The 15,213-nt window shown below is 34.1% G+C and carries 16 protein-coding genes, 1 pseudogene and 1 CRISPR repeat array; of the genes and pseudogenes, 16 read left to right on the top strand and 1 reads right to left on the bottom strand.

Annotated elements, in window-relative coordinates; genetic code table 11:
• Window positions 1–882: 882 nt before the first annotated feature.
• The 3 genes from AC5LXV_RS08390 to AC5LXV_RS08400 all read left to right on the top strand — a co-directional run bounded on the left by AC5LXV_RS08390 (window position 883) and on the right by AC5LXV_RS08400 (window position 4,169).
• Window positions 883–1,050, top strand: coding sequence for a hypothetical protein (locus AC5LXV_RS08390; RefSeq protein ID WP_493466125.1), 168 nt, complete (start codon window positions 883–885; stop codon window positions 1,048–1,050).
• A 477-nt stretch (window positions 1,051–1,527) separates the two neighbouring features.
• Window positions 1,528–3,318: an SGNH/GDSL hydrolase family protein gene (locus AC5LXV_RS08395; RefSeq protein ID WP_493466126.1), complete on the top strand. Its 1,791-nt coding sequence runs from the start codon at window positions 1,528–1,530 to the stop codon at window positions 3,316–3,318.
• A gap of 632 nt (window positions 3,319–3,950) precedes the next feature.
• Complete coding sequence (locus AC5LXV_RS08400) at window positions 3,951–4,169, top strand: hypothetical protein (protein WP_493466127.1); 219 nt, start codon at window positions 3,951–3,953, stop codon at window positions 4,167–4,169.
• On the opposite strand, the gene AC5LXV_RS08405 is transcribed toward AC5LXV_RS08400, so the two are convergent.
• Entirely contained in the window at window positions 4,164–4,352 is a 189-nt protein-coding gene (locus AC5LXV_RS08405; protein WP_110433886.1) for a ribbon-helix-helix protein, CopG family, read from the bottom strand. The two genes, AC5LXV_RS08400 and AC5LXV_RS08405, sit on opposite strands and share 6 nt — an antisense overlap.
• A gap of 1,174 nt (window positions 4,353–5,526) precedes the next feature.
• Between AC5LXV_RS08405 and AC5LXV_RS08410 the strand changes: the two genes are divergently transcribed.
• The 13 genes and pseudogenes from AC5LXV_RS08410 to AC5LXV_RS08470 all read left to right on the top strand — a co-directional run bounded on the left by AC5LXV_RS08410 (window position 5,527) and on the right by AC5LXV_RS08470 (window position 15,169).
• Window positions 5,527–5,835, top strand: a complete 309-nt coding sequence (locus AC5LXV_RS08410; protein ID WP_110433885.1) for a phage holin family protein — start codon at window positions 5,527–5,529, stop codon at window positions 5,833–5,835.
• Window positions 5,835–6,275, top strand: coding sequence for a D-Ala-D-Ala carboxypeptidase family metallohydrolase (locus tag AC5LXV_RS08415; RefSeq protein WP_493444501.1), 441 nt, complete (start codon window positions 5,835–5,837; stop codon window positions 6,273–6,275). The genes AC5LXV_RS08410 and AC5LXV_RS08415 overlap by 1 nt, the downstream gene beginning before the upstream one ends.
• Window positions 6,275–6,643, top strand: a complete 369-nt coding sequence (locus AC5LXV_RS08420) for a DUF2570 family protein (protein ID WP_493451581.1) — start codon at window positions 6,275–6,277, stop codon at window positions 6,641–6,643. The genes AC5LXV_RS08415 and AC5LXV_RS08420 overlap by 1 nt, the downstream gene beginning before the upstream one ends.
• Window positions 6,540–6,779, top strand: coding sequence for an Rz1-like lysis system protein LysC (gene lysC / locus AC5LXV_RS08425; protein ID WP_493466128.1), 240 nt, complete (start codon window positions 6,540–6,542; stop codon window positions 6,777–6,779). The genes AC5LXV_RS08420 and lysC overlap by 104 nt, the downstream gene beginning before the upstream one ends.
• Before the next feature lie 287 nt (window positions 6,780–7,066).
• On the top strand, window positions 7,067–7,537 hold the full coding sequence (locus tag AC5LXV_RS08430) for a phage tail tube protein (protein ID WP_110433882.1): 471 nt from the start codon (window positions 7,067–7,069) through the stop codon (window positions 7,535–7,537).
• A 20-nt stretch (window positions 7,538–7,557) separates the two neighbouring features.
• Entirely contained in the window at window positions 7,558–7,941 is a 384-nt protein-coding gene (locus tag AC5LXV_RS08435; RefSeq protein WP_110433881.1) for a phage tail assembly chaperone, read from the top strand.
• 92 nt (window positions 7,942–8,033) lie between these two features.
• Window positions 8,034–8,234: pseudogene (locus tag AC5LXV_RS08440) on the top strand (phage tail assembly protein T); the annotation flags it as partial.
• A gap of 1 nt (window position 8,235) precedes the next feature.
• Window positions 8,236–11,544, top strand: coding sequence for a tape measure protein (locus tag AC5LXV_RS08445; RefSeq protein ID WP_493466129.1), 3,309 nt, complete (start codon window positions 8,236–8,238; stop codon window positions 11,542–11,544).
• A gap of 58 nt (window positions 11,545–11,602) precedes the next feature.
• Window positions 11,603–12,157, top strand: coding sequence for a hypothetical protein (locus AC5LXV_RS08450; protein WP_110433879.1), 555 nt, complete (start codon window positions 11,603–11,605; stop codon window positions 12,155–12,157).
• Between the two features lie 220 nt (window positions 12,158–12,377).
• Window positions 12,378–12,542: a hypothetical protein gene (locus tag AC5LXV_RS08455; RefSeq protein ID WP_493466130.1), complete on the top strand. Its 165-nt coding sequence runs from the start codon at window positions 12,378–12,380 to the stop codon at window positions 12,540–12,542.
• A 191-nt stretch (window positions 12,543–12,733) separates the two neighbouring features.
• Window positions 12,734–13,312: a CRISPR direct-repeat array (repeat unit 30 nt; unit sequence AGTGTTCCCTGTATACACAGGGATAAACCG).
• A gap of 168 nt (window positions 13,313–13,480) precedes the next feature.
• A complete protein-coding gene (locus AC5LXV_RS08460; protein WP_493466131.1) occupies window positions 13,481–13,978 on the top strand; it encodes a hypothetical protein in 498 nt (165 codons plus the stop codon).
• 196 nt (window positions 13,979–14,174) lie between these two features.
• Window positions 14,175–14,471, top strand: a complete 297-nt coding sequence (locus tag AC5LXV_RS08465; protein WP_493466132.1) for a phage tail protein — start codon at window positions 14,175–14,177, stop codon at window positions 14,469–14,471.
• Window positions 14,468–15,169: a phage minor tail protein L gene (locus AC5LXV_RS08470; protein ID WP_493460370.1), complete on the top strand. Its 702-nt coding sequence runs from the start codon at window positions 14,468–14,470 to the stop codon at window positions 15,167–15,169. The genes AC5LXV_RS08465 and AC5LXV_RS08470 overlap by 4 nt, the downstream gene beginning before the upstream one ends.
• Window positions 15,170–15,213: the final 44 nt, after the last annotated feature.

A 15,213-nucleotide genomic window follows, 5' to 3' on the forward strand; every position in this document is an offset into this window, starting at 1 on the left:
GCAAATTTAACTTCAATCGGTGCGAAAACGCACCGTAACCAATTCTACAATCACAATACCAATCTCACGGCAGATATTAAAGGAAATTTTACTGAATCAGTTTAATAAGAACGTATAAATACGCATCTTCTTCTGGATTAGGGAAATCTATTAAATCGTATAACTTTCCCACAATTGAAACACTCTTAAGAAAGTTAATCCATTTAATAATATCATTAATCTCAAGATTAAGTCTTGAATTAAAAGTAGCAAATATTACTAAAGGTCCCACAATTTCAACTATCACATCTCTTTTTGGGGAACTAAATATTTTAATCAGATCAGATCTTGAAACGTTCTTACCTTTTTGTAGAAGGTTCATAATATCCTGAGTATTAAACAAAAAACGATTTGCAAACATCTGTCTAAGTGAAGTTTTACCGTTACTGGTTTCAAGGATACCGAAATACAAGCAAGTTTTTTTAAAGGAGCTAATATTTTTAAGTAGAATTGAACGCCACTCATCTTACGACAGGTTCGGCAGACTACAGAGAACGATACATAAAATGTAACGTGACTTTGATAATAAATTTTATATCATTTAATTATATAGCAATGATAATTCGTGGTATCGTATTTATTCTGACGGATTTGTAGAGCAATCTGATGTCCAATTTATAGAGACACCAATTAAAAACACGGTTTATACAACATTTATTAACTTGCTAAAACCAATGAAATTATGTAGATATGGGAAAAGTATTGATAAAGTAGACAATGGTTGATGGGCTCAAACTGAATTTGCATATACTCATCTCGAACTTCATGAATTTTGAATAATATCATTTACACCCAGCTTTCCGGATAGAATTTTAGCTCGTTGGACAATACGAGGATATTAATATGATATTTACAAATCAAGAATATGCTGAAATGGCTATTAAAGCTAATAAAAAGGGGAAAGAGTTAAAATGTGAAAATGGTAAATTAGTTCTTGTTAATCCTGAAACAATGAGTTTTACGGACGAGCAAATAATTTTCAAAATCAGCAAATTAAAGAATCGTTATTGAATGAAGCTAACAACGAAATAGATATACTCATCGATAAAATAGAGTTCGACCAGGCGACTGATAAAGATGTAACAATGTAAAAAAAATGGAAACTATATCGAATTAGTCTAAAAAAATTAGACGCATTGGATATCAATGTTATTTTTCCAACAAAACCAGAATTGAGTTAACAATCATCGCAACGAACTTCAATCTTCAATACTCAACAACATCAGACAACATCACAAAATCGGCGATATCAAACATGTCATCATCATTTTGATAGAAAACGTAGTTATGATCGTCGTGACTGTTAATTATGTAGCATATCGCCTGCTAATTCTAAATCGTAATCGTCGGGCATTATTCTAATATAAAAAGATTGAGAAACAGATCGAATAAATTCAAAAAATTTTACGGTATTTAATTTGTTCTTTATCTTTATTTTTCAAATAATTAATAAATTAAGTACTATAATAAAATCCTAACGAGGTAAAAATGTCAGAGTTTAACACACCACTTGGAATCGACAACAAAGGTAAACTAAATTATTGGATTGCTCAGATGGCTGCGGGTCAAACAGTAAAAATCGCATGTTATGGTGATTCAACAACAGATGGGCATGCGACTACTGGATGGACGCGAAATAAATTTGGTACAAATCACAACGATAATGCCCCAAATTCTTGGCCTGTGATATTACAAGCGATATTACGGACAATGTACAATAATGACAATATCCATGTTTATAACGCGGGGTATTCAGGTAAACGACTGGATGACGGTTGGGCAGTGCAAAATTTTGAAAATGCGATAACTAATAATCCCCATTATGGCAAAGTCGATATTGTAATGTTTGGATTTGGCATTAACGATGCTGGTCATAACAAAGGAGACTTATTGGCGGATACATTACAGCAAACAAATTTATTAATTGATAAAATAGAAAAGATTGGCGCCTTACCTATTATATTGACGTGCAACGTTGTCCGTTTAAAATCAACGGGGGATATGGATAGCAAACCCTTTAAGATCGAACGCATAAATAGTATGAAAAGGTACATTGCGTGTACTCGAAATATTCCCTTGTTAGACTTAGACGCCGAGATGAAAAAGTGGATGTCAAATACAAATGAGTATAACTACGCAGATCTCCAACCAGATAATACACACTGGTTGGATTTGGGACATTCGTTTCAGGCATGCTGGATTGCCAATCTATTTTATAATCGCATTGTTAAAATTAACGACAGCAACACGTATGAAAGCGTACACTTTTTAGATGATAGGGGTAATTCACCCATAGGTGTTAATACTTCATCTACGACAACAAGTTGTAAATATGGTGTTAATCCTTATGTTAATCCCCAAAAATTTGATTGCAAAAACAAAGTACTGCTCGATATTTGGGTTTGGTGTGAGCATCCTAACGCTTCCATTGTTTACCGCCGGATGTTGGGGGATGCCAGAACATCGAGCATTAAAGTAACGGATGTGCTAACGGGTAATAGTGAATCAAAAATCGTAGGTTCGATGTTATGGTATGGTGAGTACTCGGCGGTGGATACCCCAGAATACATTAAAGATCTGAAATATGGGCTAAATAGAATTCAATTAATAGGAGATATGAGCCTGACAAATAGTGTGTTCTTTGGTCATTTCGATTTTATTGTGAACTATCAAGCTAAACTTACAACTAAAGATTTGCTAAAAAATTATAGAACGTTTAGGGATCAGCAAGACCTAGTTGCACCGGCTGATAAACCATTTATAGAAACTAGTTTTTGCCGCACATCAGATATTTACGATAGATACGGAGAGAACGTTGTACAACTGTTCACTCGAGATAAAAATACTCATATTATACTTGAAGGGCTTTTCGATGACGGTTCGGGTGTGTTCTTATGTCAAGCACCTGGTAGATATAAGAACACCATTAACGGCATTATGTTGTATTTTTTCTCTGGATACATATCAATATATATACATACATTTGATACTTTAAATAATGTTAATCGCTATGAAAAAGTGGGCTACCTAAATATTAAAAAATCGGACTCGCGGTATAGTGTAAGTTTAACGTCATTCATTGATAACAGAGGTTACGCGAATATACAAATAGAAAGCGAAGGTGCAATCGCAACAATGTCATTTGAGAGAGTCTTACCTAACATAGAGCCCGTTACCTCAGGTGTTGCGGGCAATGTTTACCGAAGAATCGATAAAGGTGAGGCTAAAACGATGCGCGTTGAAATTACTCGATTTGAATGTTGGTATACCAATAAATAAAACGGTATTTTTTTACGGTATTTTTATTTTATTTTTTAACCCTATTAATCAATTGGTTGTTTTTTATTTTTAATCTTGTAGGCGACGCCATTAACAAGTACACGAAAATTCAAATTTTACCAATGCAGATGCCTACATCTGACTATCTTATCGCTGAAAATGCCTCAATCCAAAGATATATATAATACATTGATACTCTATTATTGGGTGAAAAAAAAACAAGAGTTTACTGACTATATAGCTGTGGCTAGATGCGTTAAAGCGGAAGGAAAAGACAAGCGCAAGGTTTTCATAATTTACCAAATTCTAAAAAAATTGCCCGAGGTATTAGAGAGGAGAAACTCTACATGGTTAAACCATTACCGATTGTTGATATTGCCAAAAGATTTAAAACCAATTGGAATGCAATTGATAAACTGAAAAAAAAGTGGTGAGGATTTTTTAACAGGGTATTTTGCCGCAATAAAAAGCAATTCCGGGATTGAATTAGAGATGTTAAAAAATAAATTTTTATAAAAAATTTGATTTCTTAAGAGAGGTGTGATATAAAGTACTCAGAATGCAATAGTTGTATATAAAGCTCTAAAAAAGAGCTTTTTTTATTATCTAATTAGTTAACTAATTAGAAAAATATGAGAACAAGAGCATATAGACGACATCAGATTAAACGATGTTTAGATACTAGAAAGAATGACTTTTATGGTGCTACTTCAAGAAAGGCTCTAAAAAGGCATGTAGTAACACCCGCAGCGTGTTCTTGTTGGATGTGTGGTAACCCAAGAAAACATCTAAATGAAATCACTCTACAAGAACAACGTTCAATATTGAATTACCAAGAAAGCCTCTCATGAGGCTTTTTTATTGTCTTTATAGAATTTAATAGCTTCTACTACTAGCTTTGCTTCCGACATATTTAAATCTATAGCAGTTTGTTTAATCATTGCTATATCGTTTATATTTAATTTAAATGCTTTATTTTTTATACCACGTTTTTCGTTACTACGCTCATTAATTTCAGTTCTAGTTAACGCCATATTATTCATCTTGATTTTTTAAATCTACAATCTTTTTTTAATTTTATTCAATGATTTATATTTTATTTCTACTATTGAATATTGGCGAGCTTATCAATGTAGCAGAATTAAAATGACTATTTTACCTTTTATTTTACTTCTCTTTAAGTCCTAGTATTAGGTCGATAGGAGCTTATCAGCGTTCTATTGATGGTTATCATTGTGAGTTAACTTATAATAAAGCTCAAACGCTTAATCAAAAATAATTTAATTATTTTTAGTTGTTAATGAAATAGATTTCTTAAAAAATTACCTTGCTCATCTTTTGTATAATTTTTATAACTATATTCGTAAAACTTAAATAATGCTAAAAATTATCTAGTTAACTTTATAATTCCAGTTAGGGATTATTTTAACTAAAGATTTAATATAAATTTAGTCTAAGATTCTATAAAAGAATTATCGATTATATAGCAAATAAATCTAACTGAATCGAGATATTGAAAGTTAGCGCTTTGTTTTTTAGTTTTGAGTAATATTTTCAAACAGAGAATACCCTATAATCAATTTAAGAGATGGGATAAGTACTTATCTTTTGAAGGTGAGAATATATTTTTAAATAAAAATAAAATGAAAAGATTAACAATATGTAATTCGTTTTTGATGATTTATTTTGTTATCAATCTGTTCTTTTATATCTATTTTTCGGAATAGTGGCTCAATAATTTAACGGATTACCACTATCTATTTTATAGTGGCGAAGCTACATTTTTTGAATTTTAGCGCTTTTCTTCTATGACTCTCTAATTAAGAAAAAGGAAAAGTATCAATTTGTTTACATTAAAGATCTTTATCATAAAAGAGTTATAACTAACTTAACGATACGATTTGGAAATGATTATTTTTTAGAAAAATCAACTAATTCAAAATGCTAAATTAACCGCTTAATTGCGGTTTTTTATGCTTGTTTATAGACAATTAACCTTAATTTTAATTCATGGCAGACACTATATTTCCGCTAATTATCTATTTTAAATAAAGTTTCTCTCATCACTTCTACTAATTTTTGACATAGTCAAAATTAGATACCTTAGTGAAGAGCTACAGCATCGACAGCAACGCTAGACACACACACAACCAACCAATGCTTAGCTAGCACGCTGTCATTTCTATTAACTAACATAAAGATTTTATCATGCCAATAAAAGACCCAAACAACGTCAACTGGACGGTTGTTGTATACCTATTTATCATTACTTCGCTCGGTTCATTAGCAAGCTATTCTTATCATGTTATAAATGGTGGTAAATTCAGAGTTGGTACGTTGATAGGTCAGATATGTGTATCAACTTTTGCTGGTTCTCTTGTGGTTCTTGCTGCTAGTTATTTTAACTGGGATTTTGAACTAGCAGGCGGTATAGCTGGGTTGGCCGGTTGGTCAGGCGCAACACTAATTAAAGCGCTGGAAGAAAGACTGATTAAAAAAGCCAAAGGAGATAACTAATGCAACTAACCGAACATTTTACGCTTGAGGAATTTACCCGCTCAACCACAGGCGAGAGAGCCAAAATAAACAATTCTGTACCAGCTCAATTAATGCCCAATATCAAGCTAACTGCCAATAAATTGGAGTGTGTAAGAAAAGTTTTAGGTTTCCCGATTATTATCACATCAGGCTATCGTTGTCCGGCACTCAATACTCAAGTAGGCGGTTCACCAACTAGCGCGCACACCAAAGGGCTTGCCGTTGATTTTCATTGTGCATATGGGACGCCGAAAGCGATTTGCCAACGTTTAATTGATGCCGGTGTGCAGTTTGACAAATTAATCCAGGAGCACAACCAGTGGGTTCATATTGGATTTAGTCCGAGCAATAACCGCCAAATCGTGTTAACTGCGGTTAAACAGGGCGGTAAAACAGTTTACGTCAATGGGTTAGTCTGATGGATAAATTAAAACTACTTTATAAGCTGTCTCCGATAATATTATTAATTATTGTTATTTTTAGCATTTATTTTGCTTATCAATGTTTTGAAGATGAACAAACAGCAAAACAGAAAATGACTGAATTATCTTCACAGATGCAACAATTACAGCAAACTATCGAGAGAAATAATCAGATTATTGCCGCTAACGAACAATCAAAACGTGAGCTAGAAAATCAATCTATTTCACGTCAGGAGCAGATCAATGAACAACTCAAAGATAATGATTGCGCTAATCAGTTCGTACCTATGTCTATCTCTGGTAGCCTGTACAACCGAGCGAAAAGTTTACGTGAATCAGCCAATTCCAGCAAATCTGCTCAGTGATTGCATAGCAAATTTACCACCACAAAAAATGACATTCGGCGATAGTGTTAGCTATAACGAGCATCTCTTGAATGTTATTGAGATGTGCAATCAAGATAAAAAAGCAATAAAAAAAATAATTGGCGTAATCAATTAAATAGAGCTTAGTTTTTAACTTTCACTCTATACAAATAAACCATGTTTATATAATTTAACTATTTGATTTGCATAATGATATTTATAGATTTTTAATCTATAGGAAAGACAGATGCAATAATATACTAATAACAATTGAAACCTTTCAATGTTAAAAGTCACCCTAACCACGAATTAAATATATAACTCTATCGAGCATCATAAGAGCTATACCTTTAATAATCAGTAAGTAAAAATTAACCTATTTGCCGCTTAATTGCGGTTTTTTTTATTTTTGGAGAAACTAACATGACTGAAGTACAAAAATCACAAAGCGAATATACCAAAACTAGAGATATCGGTGTATTTATTAGTAAAGATCCTTCAACAAAATTCATCACTGATACCACCCCAAAATTAAGTTTAGAGTGTACGGTAACCGACTATTCCATGACATCACCAGAAGGTGAAGAGATTGATGTCTCAACACTTTCATCTCGTACCAAAGAAACCATTAGTGGATTACCGGCTGAACCAACTGTATCAATGAACGTTAATTTTGTTATTGCAAATGATGGTCAAAAAGCTTTAAGAGAATCCTATGAGTCAGGTAATAATTACGCATTTAAAATCCAACATGAGGATGGTAGTTCTGTTGACTGGATTGCGCGTGTTACCAATTTTGAGTTTAAAGGTGAAAAGAATGGCATTTTAACTGGTTCATTCGCATTCAAAGTAAAAGGCTCATTTGTATTTAATGAACCGACTCCAGCTAATTAATTTGTGGAGAAAACATCATAATGAATTTAAAGAAAATTATCACTGCTAAAAATTCAGGCTTTCGCACTAAAGAGTTTCAGGTGGCAGAATGGAATACAACAATTTGTGTTCGAGAACCGTTACATATTGATTTTTATCGTTATGTAAAATCCATTGAAAAAACGTCAAAAGATGACTCATTAACTGAGCAAGAAAAAGACTTACTTAATATCAAAGCTGAAACTTTATTATTTGCTGCAACCGTAATTGATAAAAACGGTAATCTTATTTTCAATAGTAATGACAGTAAAGAAATGGAGGCGTTAGTAGAAAGTTATGGTCCTGTTCATACTCGAGTACTGAATAAAGCCCTCGAATTGATAGAGTTAAATAACGATCCTCTCAAAGAGGCTGAAAAAAAGTAGAAAATGAACCAGAGCTTTTCTTTAAATTAAAGCTAGCATTAAGGCTTGGTAAAACGCTAGCTGAACTTGAGCAATCACTTTCAGCTAGTGAATTTTACTACTGGGTCGCATTTGATAAATTAAATCCTATCAGTGACGAGCGAAATGACTGGCATGCAGCTCAAATTTCTTCATCTATATACCGCTCACAAGGTGGAAAAGTCTCTTTCGACGACTGTTTAATTAAATTTAGAGAAGAGAAAAAGCAACCAGTCACTTTATTCGACGCATTATCTAACTTAATTGGAAAATAATATGGCTATACCGCGAGAATTGGTGATACGACTCAGTGCAAATTCAGAATCGTATCAACGAGAAATTAAAAGAGCAACCCGTCTTGGTAATGATTATTATAAAACAATGGAGAAATATTCACGGCGTTTTGATCAACACATTGCTAACAATAAGAAATCAATTCAAGCAATCAATGCGCATTTAAGTAAGTTAAAAATTTCAGCCTCCGAGATGACCAAAACACTTGGAGTTGATTTTTCAATTACTGGTATTTTGAAAATGGCCGATGACTATGGGCAAATGGCCAATCGTGTCAAAATGGCAATAGCTTCAGTTGGCGGTTCTGCTGATGATTATCAATTAGTTCAAGACAGGTTACTTGCAATAAGTAACAGAAATGGTAAAGCGATTTCAGATTCCCAAAAGTTATATATTGCGACTGCTTCATCAATGTCTGATTTAGGTTACAGTACTAATGAAACGGTCGATTTTATCGAGGCGATGTCAAATAGTTATAAAATAAATGCGACATCAGCAGATGACGTATCGACAAGTATAAAAGCAATTAATGAATCACTGCTTACGGGTAAAGTAAGCGGTGATGATTTTAAAACAATATTGTTATCAACATCTAATGTTGCTACTGCATTATCTGACTCCATGGGAGAATCTGAAGCTACCATTATCCAACTCGGTATGTCTGGTGAAATTTCAATGCGTCAACTTTCTGAAGCGATGATTAACGCCAAAGATGAAACGGGTAAAATGGCAGATGCCATGGGTGATACGCTTCAAGGTGGCTTTAATGCAATATCTAATGATTTAGGACAATTAGTCGGCGAATTAAATAATAGTCTTGGATTAACTAATAATATATCCAAAGCTTTAAAAATTTTAGCTGATAATATTGGATTAGTTTCGGTAGCTGGAGCGGCAGTTGTATCGGCCAAATTTAGCAATTATCTAAATGGTGCATATACTTCATTAAAAAAAGTTTCAGCCCAAATAGTAAATCAAATTAATACAACCAGAAATTTAGCATTAGCTCAAAAACATCTTGCTGAGTCCGAACTGCAAAGAATAGCAGTTGAAAAACAATCTATTGCAAGCACCAAACAGGCGACAATTGCTAGATTACAAAGAATTTCCGGTATTCGTTCTAGCATGCATGTACGTAGAGCTGTTTTAGCACTTGAAGCTCAAGAAATTGCTCTAACTGAAAGGGAAACGCAGGCTAAAAATGGACTTAGGGCAGCAAATGAGAGACTTAAGTTATCAAGTAGCGCAATGACTATTTTAACTCGTGCCGGTAGTAGCTTATTAGGAGTGCTTGGTGGCCCATTAGGATTAGCGATGACAGCCTTAGCTGTTGGGACAGCTTTTTTCTCAATGAGAGATGGCGCGAATAGTGCTAAAAAACCAATCGAAGAGCTACAATTACCTGTTGATCAATTGATTGCAAAATACAAAGAACTTGATAAAGCACGTCAAGGTAACATTAGAGCAGGACTTGACGCGGAAATTAAAGTCAATGTAAAAGCTGTTAATAGCGACGTATCAGAAATTAAAAATATATTAAGTGACAAATTAACAGAGCTAATACCGTCATTTGATTATTCAAGTATGTTGCCGTATCTCTCGCCAGAAAATGAAAAAGCAATAGCTAAATATATTAATCAAATTGAGGTGTTAAAAAATAAAGTTATAGAGGGGGAAATTACCTCAAAAGAGTTCGGAGAGGGAATTAATGAAGCAGGTATAAGTTTAATTAATGCAACGGGTGGTGGAGAACAGTTCACAAACCTTCTTAACACAATAACAGGCTCGTTATTGCAAAATATAGCAGCACTAGCAGAAACCAAAATAAAGATAGATGCCACTAAAAAAGCGTCAGAGGAAACGGCTGGAGGTCTTAAAAAGCTTGACGTAGCAGATTTTCCAAACCTCGGTTACCAACTTCGTATATTAAACCAAGATCTAGAAACAAACAGCCAAAAAACAGGATTATCCGCGGAACAGGTTTACATATTAGCCGGTTTACAAAAAGCAGCGGGTAATGCAGCATTGGCACATTCAGAAGACCTTATTGCTTTAGTGACCAATCAGGAACTATCAGCAGAAATGTCAGATGAATTAGCTGAAAAATTGAAAGAGTACATTGAGAAGTTACGAAAGTCTTATCAAGAACAAGAGAAGCTAAAGCGTAGTAGTTTGGATAAAAATCCAACTAATCTTTATCAATCCCAACTTGGAAAACTTAACGATCAAATTAATGCCTATAAAGATATCACTGAACTTCAAAAAATCCGACGCCAATTAGCAGAGGGTGAGTTAAAAGTATTATCTGGTAAGCAAAAAAAAGCTTTAGAAAATAAAGCCATTGAGATTGATCAACTTAATGCCCAAAAAGAATACAAATCTATTCTTGATTCAATGCGTAGTCCTACCGAACAACAATTTGATAGTTACAAACAAAATTTGTCAGTTCTTGAAAAAAGTAACGTTTCCTTGCAAGAACGTGAAGAGTTGCTTAAAAAAATGAATCAAAAAATGATTCAATCAGCGCCTACGTTAAGTATTCAAAATTCTTATAATGGACCAGGTAGTGAGCTAATCAAAGTTGCTGAAGATGAAAAAAATCTAAGAGATTGGAAAGAACAGCAGATAGCAATTCAACGTGATTTGTTAAAGGAAAAGTTAATAAATCAACAGGAATATGCTGATGCTGTTGTGAGCATCGAGGAAACTATGCAGAATAAGCAACAAGAGTTGCAATCTGCATACAAAATGGCGGCGTTAAGTACATTTTCAACATTAACTGGTTCAATTGCTGATATGTTCAAACAAACGGCTGGCGAATCATCAGCAGCATATAAAGTGATGTTTTTAGCAAGCCGTGCAGCGGCGATTGCGCAGGCAACGATAAGTACATTGGTTGCAGCAAATAAAGCAAGAGAGCTAGGTGAACCTATGGGTGAAATAGCAGCAGCCACTGTAATGGGGCTAGGTATGGCTAACGTTGGATTAATTGCTTCCCAAACCATATCGGGTATGGCTCATAGTGGTATTGATAATATACCACGCGAAGGAACTTGGTTACTCGATAAAGGCGAGAGAGTTGTTGATGCGCGCACAAATGCTGATTTAAAAAATTTCCTTAATACATCTAAATCATCTGGCGGCAGTATTACTGTAAATGTACCAGTCAATGTTGGCGGAGGTGATATTAGCGAGGAGGACGGCAAAGAAATCGGTATAATGATAAAACAATCAGTGTTATCAATACTAGACGAACAAATGCGACCTGGTGGTAAATTAAATCGTCGTTGATTTAATAACTAAAATTTCATACCATTCATTATATATTAGTGACATAAGGATGAATGGAATGAAATGGTTTATCATATCAATTTTGGTTGTAGGTACATTAGTATCTACATTTTTAATATATGTACATGAAAGTGTTAGCTATGATGATGTTTTTTTATATGACTTGAAGCAAAGATGTTCCTTTGCAACTAAAGAACGTATGGTGGCGCCATCGTCGTATAAAATTCTAGAATTATCCTTGACTAGTAAGAAAAACTGGAGCCAAGATAGAATTGATAATTACTTTTCAAGAAATCGAATATATTCATCATTAAAAGAAAAGTATAATGATCCCAAAAATTTCTACAACACAACTGCTTTGGTTAAATTTTCATCCAAAAACCGAATGGGTGTTGATTTAGTCGGTTATTCTTCATGCGAATATTATATTGACAACACTCGTGAACCAAGAGTTGATGAAATTGGAGAAATAGATATTGATGGACATAATTACAAAAAAGATAGCTTGGATTATATTTATGCTGAATTAACATTGAATAAACATGGGATAAAATATTCGTTAATAGATAAGATAAAAACCTTAATGAATATAGAGTTTGAGTATAAACGATAAATATAACCAACTAAATTAATTGTAGATCTCCAACTTTTATTTCCCGATCATAAGATCGGGAATGCGTCTAACACAATACCCATATGAGAGAATACGTTTGCTATCTCGTTACAGTTTTGTGCTCCAGATCTCCTTTTGAGTAATTTAAGGCGTAGTTATGATGCGACGAGTGGCGTAAAACTGTGTTGCCTGTATTCACAGAAATTAATCAATAATAGAGATGAATTTTAACCCTACTGAGTTACAGTTGTTTAATATTTGTAAACAAACATTAGCCACAGCTATCAATCCGTTGAATGATTTGCGAGAAAAAATAGAATCGTCAGCGTTAAAACGTTTATGTTTTATCACCATTAAAGAATTACAGGCGTGCAAATGTGGTTAGTCAAATCGCTTACTTGATCAGAAACCCATTTATAGCCAAGTTACATAAGCAAATAACCTAAAAAATAGAGTCATTTTGCTAATAATAAATCACTAAAAACATCTCAATAAAATCATGCAAAAAAACAGTAAAAAAGTTGGTGGAAATTTATAGTTTAGTATTTTAATTAATAAACAATAAGTTATAATAAGAGTGTTCCCTGTATACACAGGGATAAACCGGAAAAATTATGACGGATGATAAACGTTTAAAAGTGTTCCCTGTATACACAGGGATAAACCGCTTTAGAGTATGATAGTTTGTACAGGTCATGAGTGTTCCCTGTATACACAGGGATAAACCGTAACATACTGAATCCAGATTACTATAGCAGCTGTGTTCCCTGTATACACAGGGATAAACCGCTGAGTTTATTAATGAAATACCATTTATTTATGTGTTCCCTGTATACACAGGGATAAACCGCTCCGAGCCAAGTGCCGAATATTCAAAACTGGGTGTTCCCTGTATACACAGGGATAAACCGCATGATTTAAAAGAAATGTTTTTAGGCTATGAGTGTTCCCTGTATACACAGGGATAAACCGAATCAAATAATGCTTTGAAGCAATTATCCATAGTGTTCCCTGTATACACAGGGATAAACCGGCAAGCTGGTTCGGGAATGGGTTAAACCTAAAGTGTTCCCTGTATACACAGGGATAAACCGGCGGCAGCGAAATCATAACGCAACTAAGTACTGTGTTCCCTGTATACACAGGGATAAACCGGTTTTTATGAGGGAGCTAATCGGCGTTTATTAGTGTACCCTTTATGTACTGGGATAATAGGTGCACAGTTACAAAAAGAATAACGAATAGAAGAATTACTAAAAGTTTATTGATTTAACTGTCGAAATTTCATACCATTTAAAAAATGAACACATTAGGATGGATAGTATGAAAAGGATTTTGTTTTGTTTATTGTTTTTCCCTTTTCTAGTTAGCGCAAATTCCAATTTAACCGAAAATGATATATCTACATATTTAGCTGACATATGCAAGTCAACCCCTTATTATTTCACACAACAAATGAATGGATTAATCATAAAGGATAATAGCGAAAGTACTATCGGGAAAATTTCACGTGAAGATATAAACAAATACAAATTAATAGAAAAATATAAAAACCTTGGTGATGATGCATTCAAAAGTTATGCAACAATAATTGACATGACTGGTGAAATAAATATCAAGAATATTCAATCTGAAACCAGAATTGCGGGTGTGTGTTTAGTTTTAGTCGCTCAAGATGACATAATGAGTGTAACTGCTGACTATGTGATGGCGCATAGTGAGGGTATTTCAAAATTACCCATTGCAATCATGGAAACCCTAGTAAATAAAAACGTAAATGAACTTGAAACGTTATTAGAGAAAATAAAAAAATTTAACTAGTAAAGTTGTACCGAGAGAGGGCATTGCCGTATAGCTAGTTTAGAAATTCCACATAAGAAGGAAACTATCAATATTTTGGTTCACTGCGTTTAGGTAGCTAAAAATTTAAATTTAAAATTCACACAAACCGCCTGCTGGCGGTTTTTTTATGTCTGGAGAAAATATGGAAACATTTAATTGGGAAGTTGCACCGAGTATGAGCGTAACAGCAGAGCCGAAAGTTAAAATAATCAAGTTTGGCGATGGTTATGAGCAGCGTATAAAAGATGGAATCAATAATGATTTGCGCACATACAGTGTAACGTTAAATGTGCATCGAGATGATGCGCCTGTAATAGATGCATTCCTAACTCGTCAAGGTGGTGTACATGCGTTTAAATGGAGAGAGCCAAACACCAATCGATTAATCACAGTTAAATGTCCTAGTTGGTCAACAAACGTTAAAAACACTTCAGTATCAATTACCACAACATTTGAGGAGGTTATCGTATGATACCGCAAAAAATGTTGCTGGATATCGCAAAAATAGAGCAAGGTGCTGTGATTGATTTGTATGACCTAGATTTAAGTAAAATCGTTGGTAATAAAACAATTTTGCGCTTTCACAATGGATTGAATGAGCTACGTCGACCTATAACTTGGCAGGGTAATGTATATGAACCGTATCCGATTAAAGCTGAGGGATTTGAAAAGAACGGACAAGGCACAAGTAACCGACCAAAGCTGACAGCAAGTAATGTTCAGGGTATTTTAAATGGACTGATTGAGAGCTATGAGGGCATGATAGGTGCTATTGTAACTCGACATGAAGTCGCAACTAAGCATCTTGATGCTGTTAATTTCAAAAACGGTAATAGATTTGCTGATCCGTATTGTGAAATAGTTTCAAAATATGTAATCGAACAAGTTAGTCAACCATCTTCAATTGCCACGTTTACACTTGCTTTACCTTGCGAGACGGATGGTGCGCTAATACCAGCTCGAGTTATTATTGCAAATACTTGTAGCTGGATATATCGTAGTGCTGAATGCGGATATACAGGTGGCGCAGTTGCTGATGAGTTCGATCAGCCGACTAATGATATTACCAAAGATAAGTGCAGTCGTTGTGTTGTTGGATGTAAACTCAGGTTTGGTCAAAACGGTATTCTACCATTTGGTGGTTTTCCTACTGCTGCAAAATTATCCTAGTTAAAACTCAATAATTACAAATCTATTTCCCCCTTAAATATACC

This window comes from Gilliamella sp. LMG 34359 (assembly GCF_984569085.1).